3 protein-coding genes are annotated in these 13598 nt (G+C 68.3%); all 3 read left to right on the plus strand.

The features are described from left to right. The first annotated feature begins 65 nt into the window (after window positions 1–65). Entirely contained in the window at window positions 66–7634 is a 7569-nt protein-coding gene (locus P7L68_RS04500; protein ID WP_371999381.1) for a hypothetical protein, read from the plus strand. Further along, window positions 7634–12118 carry a hypothetical protein gene (locus P7L68_RS04505; RefSeq protein ID WP_371999383.1) on the plus strand — a complete coding sequence of 1495 codons (4485 nt, stop codon included), beginning with the start codon at window positions 7634–7636 and terminating at the stop codon, window positions 12116–12118. Before P7L68_RS04500 ends, P7L68_RS04505 begins: the two co-directional genes overlap by 1 nt. 199 nt (window positions 12119–12317) lie before the next feature. After that, window positions 12318–13595 (plus strand): hypothetical protein, encoded by a 1278-nt coding sequence (locus P7L68_RS04510; RefSeq protein WP_371999385.1) that lies wholly within the window; start codon window positions 12318–12320, stop codon window positions 13593–13595. Window positions 13596–13598: the final 3 nt, after the last annotated feature.

Here is a 13598-nt window from a genome sequence, read left to right on the forward strand (position 1 = left end):
CCGTCACCCGCCGTCCACGCCTTCGTCGATCTGCACCGTCCCGCTGATGCCAGGAGATCCGCATCATGTCCGTCGCAACCCTCTATGACGCCTTCGTGCGTGCCGCGGCTCAGGGCAGGCTCGACGCGGCGATCCTGCCGTTGATGGGCAAGCTGGTGGCGGTTCTGGGGGTCGACGTCCTGCCGGTCACGGGCGGGCGGGCCGAACGCCTGCCTGCGACCGCACGGCTGACAGGCACATCCAGCTGGGCCAACGGTACCGGCTGGACGCTCGTACTCACCGGCACGGTCGATGATGCGGGCCGTGACCAGCTGGACCTGTCTCTTGAAGCGAGAACCAGCGACGGCTTCGTCGATCTGGCGACACTGGTCCCCGATCTGCCGTCATCCCGCGTACCGGTGCCGGGATCGAACGGCACCGTCATGCTCGGCACCTCGGTGCTGGCGGGTCTCGGGCCACAGCAGGCCACGGTCACGGCGACGGCAGTCGACGACGAGGCGGTCACAGCGCCGCGCCCCGGCCTTGCGGGCACGCTCGTCCTGACCGGCACCGCACTCGCCCCCTATGCCCAGGTCCTGGGCAGCACCCGGCTGGCGCTGTCCGGCGTGTTCGACCCGCGGGCAGATGCCGCCATTGCCGACAAGGTCGATCTTCAGGCGGAGGCACCAGATGCCGATACCGCCTGGGCGAAGATGAATGTCGAATCTCTCGACCTGGTGCTGACGACCAATTACGTCGACGTCTACAGCCTTGAAGAACCACAGGCGCTGATCTCGGCGGTGCTGCTGCGCCTGATCCTGCAGGTCAATACCGGCACCCGTCATGACGTGGCCGTCACCGTGCCGCTGCTTCAGGCGGAGACGCTCTGGGACATCGACGGCACCATCGATCCGCCGCTGACCCTGTCGGACGGTATCGTCGCGCTGCTGCAGCTGTTCCCGGGCACCACGCCCGACACCTTCTCGCTGCCCCCGGGTGTGGCCGCGCTCGATGCGTTCGGTCTGTCCGCGCTCCGGTTCGGAATCCCCAACACCGGCGGCACCTTCCCGATGCCGACGGGCATTTCCTTCACCGGCGCCACGATGGTCTCGACCACGGCCTGGGATGTGCCGATCCCCTTCATGCGCATCGATCAGGTCGGTGCGAGCTGGCTGGTGATGTGGGGCGGCGGCCGCCCCAACTGGACCGCGAGCCTGTTCGGAACCATGCGGTTCGGCTCCAAGACCGGTGACGGCAACGTGCCGCCGGGCGACGAGGTGACCGGCAGCAATGGCGAACCGGTCTATCTGGACGTGGTCGCCAGCCTGCCGAACCTGGCGGTCAACGCCGCGACCCGCGGTGCCATCGAAATCGACCTCGCCTCGGCGATGTCAGTGTTCTTCCCGGGCACGCAGCCCGATGTCGACGCATCGCTGATCGTCGACCGGATCACGATGAGCGCCAACCTGCCGACCCAGACCTATGGCGCCACGCTCACGGCCCATGGCACCTGGGAAATCCCGATCGGCAACGTCGCTTTCACGCTGGAAAACGTCACCTTCGAGGTATCGGTCTCCCAGGCGAAGATCTGGGGCGGCCTCTCGGGCATGATCGGCGTCAACGTCAACGGAGAACAGGCCACCATCCTCTCCGCCGGCGCCTATTATCCGGGCGACGGCAGCTGGAGTTTCCAGGGTGGTCTGGCCGTCGGCGAACTCAATCTCGGCGAGTTCGTCTACGCCTTCCTCGGCGAAACCCCGCCGGATTGGCTGCCCGACCTGCTGCTCACCCGGCTCTGGGCCGCCTATTCGACCGGCACCGGCAACCCCTATTCGGTCTCTGCCGCAGTGGCCCTGCGCTGGGACCCCGAAGTCCTGGGCGTGAAGCTGTCGCTGATTGCCGAGGCCGATATCCGCCGCCGCCCCAAGGCCGGCACCGGCCTGACCGCCATCAGCGACCGCCTCCGCCTCGACGCGCTCTCTCGTGCGCGGCCGCAGCTGCATGCGGTGGTCCTGCGCGACGCCGCGGTGGGCGATGCGCCCGAGATGATCTACGAAGGCAATGTCAAAGGCGCCTTCGAGATCAACAATCTGATCGTCACGCTGGGCTTCTCGTTCCTCGCCCAGGAACTCACCTGGCTGTTCCGGCTGGATCTCGACCGCTTCTCGCTGGAGGCCCGCACCTCGTGGACCGGCGAGGGGGCGAAGCGCCATCAGGTGCTGACGGTGGAGATGAAGGGCGTCACGCTGGGCGCGATGATCGAAAGCTTCGCGGCGCTGGCCAACCCCAATGCCAATTACCGGCTGTCGGCGCCCTGGACCTTCCTGAACGACATCAATCTGGGCAGTTTCACGCTGATCATCGATCCGACCGAACAGTCGGTGACGCTCAACTACGCCATCAACCTGACGCTCGGCTTCATCACCATCAAGACGGTCGGCATCCGCTACGATCGCAAGACCGGCGAGCCGCAGGTCAATATCGAGATCACCGGCAACTTCCTCGGCAAGGATTACGGCCGCGAGCCGGGCATGGCGCCGCTGGCCTGGGATGCCCTGAACGACAGCCCGCCGGCCGTGCCGGGCAAGGGCAATTCGCTGGTCGATCTGCGCTATCTGGGCTTCGGCCAGCATGTGACGCTCGACGGGCTGACCCGGCCGGATTCGCTCGCCGACGTCATCCGGCTGATGCGCGCCCAGCTCCGGCCGGTGGATGATCCGAACCGCAACCCGCTCGACCAGCCGAGCGGCAACAAGCTGCATTTCCAGGAATCCAGCCAGTGGCTGATCGGTCTGGACGTGACCCTGATGGGCACGGCGACCGTCAAGCTGGTGATGAACGACCCCATCCTCTATGGCGTGCTGATCGCGCTGCAGGGGCCCGAGGCCGGCACGCTGTCGGGCTTCAGCTTCGAGCTGCTCTACAAGAAGGTCACCGACGATATCGGCGTGTTCCATGCCCGGCTGCAGGTGCCGGACATGTTCCGCCAGCTGGATTTCGGCGCGGTGGCGATCACGCTCGGCATCATCACCGTCGACGTCTTCACCAACGGCAATTTCAAGGTCGATCTGGGCTTCCCGCACAAGCGGGATTTCTCGGTTTCCTTCGGCCTGCAATACGGCCCGTTCCTGGGCAAGGGCGGCATCTATTTCGGCCTGCTCGACGGCGCCACCTCCACCCGTGTGCCGGCGATCACCAACGGCACCTTCTCGCCCGTGCTGGAACTGGGGCTCGGGCTTGCGGTCGGCGTCGGCCGCGAGTTCAACAAGGGCCCCCTCAAGGCCGGGCTCTATCTCCAGGTCGAGGTGGTGTTCGAAGGCGTGCTCGCCTGGTTCCACCCCGACGACGCCGCCGGATCGAAGGCGATGTACTACTGGGCCCAGGGCACGGCGGCACTGGTCGGCAAGGTTTATGGCAAGGTCGATTTCAAGGTCATCGCGGTCGATGTCAGTTTCGAGGCCTATGCGGCGGCAACCCTGACGCTTGCCGCCTATCGGCCGACGGTGATCGCGATGAGCGTGGGCGTGCGGGTTCATGCCTCGATCAAGATCGTGTTCGTCAAATTCTCCTTCTCCTTCTCCACCAGCCTCGACGTCTCGTTCACCATCGGTTCGGCCTCGACCACGCCCTGGATCCTCTCGGCCGACCAGTCCGGGCGAAGCCTGGATCAGCGGAATTCCGCGGCTCTGGGCGGCGCAGCCCTGGGCCGCTATGCCGCGATCGGCGTGGTGCCGCTCGCCAATGCCTCGCGCGGCCAGGGCCAGCGGCTGCGCCGCCGGCCCGGCGACATGGCGCGCATGACCCGGATGCTGACCCGCGCCCGGCTGCGCAGCGAGGCGGCGCATGGCCTCACCCATCCGATCGCACGCCAGATGGCGGTGCTGGCCGAGACCACGGCCGCAGTGGCCGACCCCTGTGCCGAGGGCGTCTACCGGCTGAACTTCGCAGCCGATGCGAAGGTCTTCGCAAACCCACACACGCTGGATCTGCGCATGGTGCCGGGCTTCACCATCGCCGATATGGCGGTGGCCTGGCCCGGCGGCAGCACCCCGCCTGCGGCCGATCCGGCCCGGCGGATGGTGATGATGCTGGCGATCGACGGCCCGGTGCCGGTGGAGGCCGAAACGCTGGAGGCCCGCCGCAACGCCGCCTTCACCGCCACGGCGCGGGCAGAGGATCAGGCGGAAACGCCCTTCGCCCTGCTGGCAGAGGCGATGTTCCGCTGGGCGGTCTCGGCGCTGGGGCTGGATCCGGTCACCGCCACGCTCACCGCCGGCGATCTGGCCGAGCTGGCAGCACAGATGGATTGCCCGCAGACCTTTGCCGAGGGCTTCCGCTTCGACAATCTGAGCGGCTTCCTGGGCGGCAATGTCGATCTGCACCTCTCGGGCCCGCCGGCGGGGAATGATGATGACGGCGATACCCTGTCGGGTGTCGCCTTCCCGATGCCGCCGGTGCTGGGCTGGACCAGCCCTGATCTGCAACCGCCGGAAAATGACCGCAACTTCGCGGTGTATCAGCCGGTCGACAATGCCTATGCCGACCGGATCGCGGCCTATTTCCGCCAGCTCTCGCCGCAGCCGATCGGCGATGGCGGGACGCCGTCGAGCGGCATCCAGCCGGAGGAATCGCTCGCCTCGGTGGTGTTCCGCGAATACATGCTGCTGGTCACCAAATACATGGTCCAGGCGGCCGAAGGGCTGTTCGCCCGCTTCCCCGTCGAAATCGACGCCGACACCACGCTCGCCGGCCTTGCCGGCGGCTTCCCGACCGTGACGATGCCCTATGTGGTGCATCTGGGCGATACCGTCGCCCAGCTTGCCGCCACCTTCGGCTACGACACGGCCGAGATCGTGGCGCTCAACCCCGGTATCACCGAAGAACTGGCCGCCGCGGCGCCGGGCACGGTGCTGAACGTGACACTGGGTGTCACCCCTGAGGCGATCGCCGCCGCCAACCCCGAGCGTCTGCTGACCGCGGGCAAGACCATAGAGGCCGCCGCCCTGGAGACCCAGATCCTGACCGGCGAAACCCCGGCCGCGCTCTGCGCCCGGGTGGGGGCCGCGGTCGATGCCTGGCTGCAGACGGCCGCCGCCCTGGACGTGCCGGCGATCACCCGCGCCACGGCACCCCTCGCCCTGCCCCAGGGGGCCGGGGTGGCGCTTCAGGGCCTGACCATCACCCAGGCGGCTGCGCTCTATTACGTCCGGCTGAATGCCGGCACCCCCGCCGTCACCCTGCTGCCCGAAACCGGCTGGTATGCCGAAGCGATCACCAGCCTGAACGGCGAGACGATCGGCGCCGACGGCAGCCTGCCGGCGGTGGTGAAACTGCCCTCGGCCTATGACGTGCTGACCGCTCCGGTCGACTGGACCCGGCTGGCCGGCGACAGCCTGCCGCTGCTCGCGGCCGTCACCATGCTGTGGCAGAACCCCGATGCCGATCCGGCCTTCGCCAGCTGGGCCGACGCCGTCGCGGCGCTGAACCCCGGCTATGCCGGCGGCCCGGTGACCCTGCCCGCCACCGGCACGGCCGTGCTGCCCGATGAAAGCCTGCGCGCGCTCGCCGCCCGCCTGCTGATGGTGACGGATGCAACCTCAATCCCAGCCGAACCCTCTGTCAACTTCCGTATGGTTGTGGCCAACACCGATCTGCTGGCACCGCTGGCGCCGGTGGTGGTGACCGATTGCCGGCTGACGACCGGCAGCGACCAGACCCTGCGCGATTTCGCGACGCTCTACGATCTGGCGATCGAAACCGTGGGCATGGTCGCGGCCGATGTCCCGGGGCTGTTCGTCGTGGATGCAACCCTGCCGCTGATCGTGCCCGATCTGGCCGCCATCGGCCTGGACCGGCTGATGCCGGCGCTGACCGGCGATGCGCCGGTGCGCGATGTCGCGGGCCAGGTTTCGCGCTTCATGCTCCATGGCCAGCGCCTGCCCGCCCCGACCGGCAGCGACGAGCAGTTGAGCGGCCTTTACGACCTGATCGGCCAGCAGGTCACCGGCCCCGCCCCCGACACCGACCAGCCGCCCGAGACGGTGCGCCTGACCCTGACCGTCACCGAAACCGTCGAGGTGCCCTGGCTGACCCTGGTTGCGACCGAGATCGCGCCGCCCGCAGAGGGGCTTGCCGCCTATACCGCCCGCAACACCGGTCTTGCGGCCCGCAATCCGGCCGCCGCCGCCGGCCGCATCCGCCCGGGCATGATCCTGGAGGTGGACGACGTCCCCGAGCTGGTGATCCAGGTCACCGAGAAGATGCTCGAAGAGGGCTATCCGGCCGACACCCTGACACCGGTGCTGAGTTCGCCGCCGGCGCCGCTGCAGCTCTGGGAAGACGTGCCCGTGCGCCACGGCCTGTCGCAGATGGTGATCTGGCAGGTGGCCAGCCGGCCCGACCTGCCCAGCGTCGGCACGGCGGCAGAGGCACCCGCCGTGGGCATGCCATCCTTCTGGCCCTTCGGCAGCGACCTTGCCGCCATCGCGGCGGCGGGCGATGGCGGCGCATGGCAGCTTTACCGCACCGATCCGGAAAAGGGCCCCGATGCGCCGGCCCTGCCGATCAACCGCTTCGCCTGGGCCAGCCTGATCGACATCGGCATCAGCCGCATTCCCGGCCGGCCGCACACGGCCAGCGTCACCGGCGCCGATACCGCGGGGCGCCAGCTGCTGCTGGAACTCTGGCGCTATCTGGAATCCCATCCCGACGACGATGCCACGCTGTTCTTCGGCTTCCGCCTGTCGCCGGCCGCCGGCCTGCCGGGCGGGCTCGCCTCCACCGGTATCGATCGCACCGCCAGCTATATCGTGCGCACCAATCTTTCGACCGAAACCCGCTCGGGCAATCTCTCCGCCAACCGGCTGGCCCGGGCGGGCGACGACCTGCCGCCCTCCAGCCCGTATTTCGCCCCGGTCGCCGATGCCGAAATGTTCCTGAAACTGCTGTGGGAGGCGAGCGTGGTCGGCGGCGGCGGCTATTGGCTGGAGCTGACCGACAGCGACGGCCAGGGCTATGGCGACGAGATCTGGAGCCAGGAAGGCAGCGCCACCATCACCCTGGTCGCCGTGCTCGCCAGCCAGGCCGCGGCCGATCCGGACCGGCAGCTGCACGGTTTCAACACCGCGGCCCTGGTGGGCGACCCGATCGACACCGCCTCCACCGCCCTTTTCGTGGCGGCGCCCGATGATCGCGACCAGACCCGCCAGGCAACCGTCGCCCAGGGCAATGTCGGCTTCACCATGGGGCTGGTGAACCCGCCCGATACCGGCGACGACCCGGATCTGCGCGCCCGCCGGCTCTACAATCTGGCCGGCTATCAGCTGTCGGACACCGACGTCTTCGCCGCCAGCAATGCCGGCAGCCCGGTGGGCCCCAGGGTCGACGGCAGCGCGGCGGCGATGGCGCGGATGCGCATGGCGCCCGCGCCCGAAACCGACGCGGTCGACGAGAACGACCAGACCCTGTCGCAGGTGATCCCCATCTATCGTTATGCGAAGACGGCGACGGTGCCGGCCATTCCGGGCCTGCCGCCCCAGGCGGGCGACCCTTACGCCGGCATCTCGGCAAGCGGCCGCACGGCACCGCCGGTCGCGACCGTGGTGCTGGGCTTCCACGACGTCTACGGCAACGCCACCGCCGAAGGAGACGCATGATGAGCGCCGCAGTTTCGTTCGACGCCGCCTCCGGCACCGTGGACATGGTGGTCGGCTATACCGACCCGGTGATCGGCGTCACCTCCTGGCCGGTGACCAGCGTCGCCTGGGGGGTGACGTCGGCGGCGGACGGGCAGCCGGGCGCCCGGCTGCAGCTGCGCATCGCCATGCAGCCGGGCGGCCTCACCGCCGGCGGCACGGTGGCGGGCGATGACGCAACCGCGACCGCCGCCGATATCGGCGCGCGCTTCGGCGCGGTCTGGTACCAGATCATGCAGCCCGACGTGACCGCGGCACTCTCCACCTCGCTGGATCAGCCGGCGGGCGGCAGCCCCACGGCGCTGCCGGTGCCGATGGACGGGCTGCGCGCGCATGTCTCGGCCTGCTATGCCTTCTCCACCGCCGCCGCCCTGTTGGGCGCCAGCCTGGCCGACCCGTCGGTCACCCCGACGCTGGCCGATGTGGTGACGCGCTACGGGCTGGACTGGCAGGCGCTGGGGCTGGCGGCCGGGGATCGGCCGCTCGGCCGGCTGGTCGCCCTGCCCGAGACGGGGCTGGCGGTGCCGGACTACGCCGTCTTCACCGCCGGCAGCACGGTGGCGGAGCTGGTGCCGCAGGGGCTGGACCCGGCCACGGTGCTGGGCGATGCCGACAACATCGTGCTGCCGCTGCTGCCCGGCACCGAACTGGTGGTGCCGGCGGCGGAACATGCCCAGCCGGCAGATGGTCTGTCGGCCGGTGAGCTGGCCGAGGCCTTCAGCGTAACCCTCGCCAGCCTGACCACCGCCAACAAGGACCGCCCGGCCCTGCTCGCCCCCGGCTTCGTGTTCAGCGCCCAGGGCATCGAGGTCGAGGTGCCGGCGACGGGGGAGCCCGGCGCCGACGCCACCCTCGACGACATCGCCGGCACCTTCCGCGACAATGGCGTGCCCTATGATGCGGTGATGACGGTCGGCGCCAATGCCGAGGCCAGGGGCATGTTCCGTACGGGCGTGACGCTGACGGTGGACCGCAGGCTGATCGAGGACGGCTGGACGCTCGACGACAACGACACCGGCCAGACCGCCGCGACGCTGGCCGGGCTCAACACCGCCACCGTCGATCTCTTCCCCGCCGGGGCGCCGCTGTTCCTGACGACCAATGCGGTCACCGGCCTCGACAATGCGCCGCTCGGCGCCACCGCCCGCGCCTATGGCGTGGAGCCGGGCGACCTGCTGCGCCACAATGCCGGGCTGGCACCGCAGGCCCCGGCAAACGGCGCCGGCCTGCCCGTCCCTGGTCTGCCCATTCCCGGCCTTTCGGCCTGGCCCGAGGACGCCACCACCATCCGCATTCCCTGGCGGATCCTGGGTGGTACCACCATGTCGGCGATCGCGGCGCGTTTCGTGGCGCTCGGCACCGATGCGGAAGTGGCCCTTACCCAGGCGAACCGCGCCATGCCCGGCACTGTGGCCGGCGGGCGCACCATCACCGTCGACGGCCAGGCGCTGGCGACCCAGGCGGGGGACAGTTTCGATGCGGTGATCGCCCGCGCCGATCCGCCGGTGACGATCGACGCCTTCGCCGTCGCCATCGCCGATGATCCCGACGCGCTGGCCACCGGCGGGCTGCTGCTCTGCGGCCCGGCGCTGACGGGAGATGCGGCCCTCACCCCGGCCGATCTGGGCGCGCGCTACGGTCTGGACCCGACCCTGATCCTGTCGGCCAATGCCGCGACGCCGGGGGTGATCGTGCCCGGCCTCACGCTCCGCCCCTCGGCCGTCGCCGCCACCCCCACCATCACCACGGCGGCGGACGACAGCCTGAACGCCATCATCCGGCGCTTCGCCGCGGCGGGCATCGCGGTCACCATCGGCGATGTGGTGACCGGCAACCCCGATCAGGCCTGGATCGCGGCCGCGGCGAAGCTGCTGCTGCCGCCGGCCGATACCCGGCTGGAGGCCGCGTTCGGCACGGCCGGCTGGCAGTTTCCCGACGTCATCTTCCCGCTCAGGACCTGGATCACGCTGGCGCGCGATCCGCGGCTGGTCGATCCGGCCTTCATCCGCGATGGTGCCGATCCGGGGCCGGTGGTGCAGGTGGCAAGCCCGATCGCGGTGACCCGCAGCGCCACGCCCGACCGCGAGGAAGACGGCGCCGTCACCCTCGACGTCTTCGCAGCCGCGATGGAGGCCGCCATCCAGGGCCTCAAGATCGCCACCGGCAAGGTGCTCTCGGCCGAGCGCGACCCGGCACCGACCGATGTCTGGGCGGTATCCTTCGTCGATCCGGGCGGCATCACCAAGGTCGATCTGGCGCCGCCGCTGACGGTCGACTGGAACCCGTCCCCCCAGCCCTGGAGCTTCGGCCTCCGCCCGTTGTCCAACACGCTGGAGGCGGAAAGCGGCGTCACCATCAGCACCCTGGATCCCGCAACCGGGACTTGGGGAAAATCTCAAACCTACGACTTTCAGGGCATAGACCTGGAGGTCTGGGCCCGGTCGTGGCTGGCGGGGCTCGATCTGATCTGCACCGCCCCCTATGCCGCTCCGGCCTATCGGGTGAACCCGTCGGCCCTGCAGTCGATCCTGGCCGCCAAGAAGCTGACCGCCTGTGCGGTGGCCGACGGGCTGTCGGCGATCCTGGCCGATCAGGACACAGGCGCCGGCGCGATCGGCGGCGGTGCCTGGACGGCCGCGCGCGAGGTGCTCTATCAGCGCCTGTTGCGCACGCTGGGCGCCGGCTACGACACCACCGCCGTGCTGCAATTCGCAGCCGAGGTCACGGCCCCCGTATCGGCCGCGACCGCACGGCTGTCGGGCGCCGGCAAACTGGCCGAGGTACCGGTTGAAGGCGGCGGCAACGGCGAACCCGGCGAAGGCGATCCGAATGCCTGGAAGGTCTCGCAGCTGGGCAATGCCAAGCTGCCGCTGAAGGCCGCACCGGCGGATGCGAAGGCGCCGGTGTCGTTCACGCTGGACGTCTCGCAGCCGGCGCTGCACCGCTCGGTGCGGCTGAAGCCGGTCTATGCGGTCAACGAGATCGAATTCGGCATCACCCCGATCGACAGCGGTTACGACGCCTCGGACTGGCTGACCTTCGTTCTGCCGTTCCAGACCGCGGCCCCGCCGGCCTTCACCGCCGATCTGGGCACGCCCCAGGTGCCGGTGCCGCTGCGCGCCTATCCCGACCTGCCGGCCCTGATCTCGCAATCGGCCACCACGCCCGATGATCCGCAGAGCGTGGCCGAGGCGGTGCACTGGGCCTATGTCTTCACCTACACCCATCAGAGCGCGGATCAGGACCAGATCCGCATCGAGCTGGAATTCAACCGCCAGCCGGATCCGGCCCTGCGCGCGATGCTCGACGAGGATGAAAGCCTCTTCGCGCTGCTTGCGCAGTATGCATCGGCGTCGGATACGTTCTGGCAGATCCTGGCCGGGCTTCAGGCGCCGACCGCCGGGCCGGACGACACGGTGCTGGCCGCCACCCTCGACACCTATGCGACGCTGGCCGGCAAGGTGGCGACGCGCTGGTCGGCCTGGTGGGGGGTGGGCAGCTGCGACGAGACGGTCGCCGCCCGCAACCAGGCCCGCCCCGCCCATGAAGGGCTGGTGCCCGCGCATCGCACCACCAGAGGTCGCGCGGCCCTGCTCGGCCGGTCGATGGACGGGTCCGACGGGCCGGTGCACAGCTTCTTCCACTATCTCGCCACCCTGGGCATCACCATGATCGGCGATACCGATCCGGTGCCGGTCTACGGAACCCTCACCCTTCAGCAATTGACCGAGGACGTCGAGGCGGCCCCGTTCGACTGGCCCGGAATCGTGGTGATCCGCGATGACGGCGCCACCGCCGAACTCACCGGCCGCCCCCCTGAGGGCCGGATGCGGATCTATGATTTCCCGCTGGGCGAAGGGGCGCATCTGATGCCCGCCTTCTCGCGGCTCTCGTTCCGCTACACCATCGGCGGGCTGCACATCGCCGCCTTCCAGAATGCCACCGCCGGCGTTTCGGTGATCCGCAACGCCCGGCTGCTGGGTGCCGAGGGGCCCGAGACCAGCTCCGCCTTCGTCTACCGCACCCCGCAGCTGGGCTTCCCGGAACCGCTGGTGCCGCTGATCACCGTGCAGGACCGGATCGATATCGGCCCCTGGACCACCGACCCCGCCACCAACCCGCTGACGGCGGTGTTCAACGAAATGTTCGACGGCCAGCCCGATGGCCAGCAGATCGCAGTGTCGATCCGCTATGGCTATACGCTGGTGCAGGCCGGCGCCGATTCGATCGAAACCCTGCTGCCGGTGCTGCTGCACCCGCGCTACGACTATACCAACAGCACGGTGTCGGGGATCATCCAGGCCGTCGGCCAGTGGCAGCAGGCGACGCAGCCGGTCACCACCGGCGCGGTCTGGGGCTTCTCGATCAGCCTCTATTCCACCACCGACCCGGATCTGGACCGGCCGCTGCTGGAACTGCAGAAGCTGGTTTCGGCGATCGGGTAGGGGCGTGACCAAAACAACACCCCCCACCCGAGGATCGCTTCATCGTCGAACATGACTACACGCCAGAACCTCATCGTCCGGCGTGCCGATCTCAATACCGTCATCGCGGTGCGGAAATCGGGTCTCAAGCGTGAGAGATACCCGGCCGGCATCTGAAGACACCCCTTTGATCACCAGTGATTTGAGGAGAAATAACGCGATGACGTCCGATGCAACGGCAATCGATCCGGCTCTCATTGCAGAGGTGGAGAGCTTTCAGCATCGACTGTTGATTCGCGCTGGATTCGATCCCGAAACATTTGCTCAGCGCTCGGACGCTGACGAAGTCACCTTGCCAATCCGGATCGCTTCACGTGGTTTGCGACTGATCTTCCGGATCACTGGGCATCGCGATCGTGCAGAGGAGATCGGTTCCTTCATCGAGTACGCGCGCGAACGGTCGCGCGAGGCGCCGCTGCTGCGTAAGCTGACAGCGGAACGAACCGCTCGCGACCCCGCACCCGTCTCGCGCTACCAGCGTCGCGACGACCATAGCTTCCTGCTCGAGATACGCTCTCTCATACGTGCTGCGCTTGATAAATTGCCCGCAGGTGATCCACTTCGCGACATGATCCAGACGATCGACAGGACCCTGCTCGCCACCGCCCCGCTCGGGAGATGCGACGCCTGGATCAGGGCGAGTGCAGACCGCCGTAGTTTCGCGATCACGATCGACGATGAAATCGTGCGGCTCGCGTCGCAGATGGGATTTCTATTTGCAGAGATCATCGGCGAGCACCGCAACACGATGATCCTCGACTCGCACCGCGCCGAGGAATTGCTGACCAAGGCGGATGGTCCGATCACTCAATTCGGCAAGATCGTCCGCGGCTTCATCATTGATGGCTCAAGCCTAATGGCGATCCCGCCTGCCCGGCCAAGCCGGTTCTCGCGCGACGTGATGGCGACCTTTGTCCAATTGGCGGCCATCTTCATCCTTGCGCATGAATACTCTCATGCGCACCTTGGTCATTTCGACGATCACGGTCAATTTCTTCGAATGATGGAAGAATGCGAGGACGATGATGAAGAGGCAGCCAGATATCAAAAAGCGCGAACCGATTCAATCGAAGCCGAGGCGGATGCAAATGCGCGTGCGGTGGTCCTTTGCGTTTGCCGCTTCTGGAACTATGATCCGAGTCTCATGGGGCCGGCCGCGGTCTCGATCCTGTCGGTCTATGATGCGGTATATCGCTCGATCGCGGCCAGCGCCGGGTTTGATGAGTCCCGTGCCGATGCAATCGTGAGCAGGCTGTTTGATCATCCGTCACCCTCCGAGCGGCTGCGCCGACTGATCAATCCCTCTGCACCGTCGGACGTCTGGGCACATTATGTGGCCAAGGGTCTGGCACAGCATCGATTCGAGGTGCGGCCCGATCGGATCCACCGGCGGTGGTCCGGTCTTCTGACGGCACTATCCCGCGTCGCTACGTCATAGACG

The organism is Tistrella mobilis (assembly GCF_041468085.1).
In the GTDB taxonomy this organism is placed as follows: Bacteria; Pseudomonadota; Alphaproteobacteria; order Tistrellales; family Tistrellaceae; genus Tistrella; species Tistrella mobilis_A.

What these genes read in the sequence shown, in the direction of transcription:
- P7L68_RS04500 (WP_371999381.1), top strand. Translation starts at nt 66, where the DNA reads ATGTCCGTCGCAACCCTCTATGACGCCTTCGTGCGTGCCGCGGCTCAG.
- P7L68_RS04505 (WP_371999383.1), top strand. Translation starts at nt 7,634, where the DNA reads ATGAGCGCCGCAGTTTCGTTCGACGCCGCCTCCGGCACCGTGGACATG.
- P7L68_RS04510 (WP_371999385.1), top strand. Translation starts at nt 12,318, where the DNA reads ATGACGTCCGATGCAACGGCAATCGATCCGGCTCTCATTGCAGAGGTG.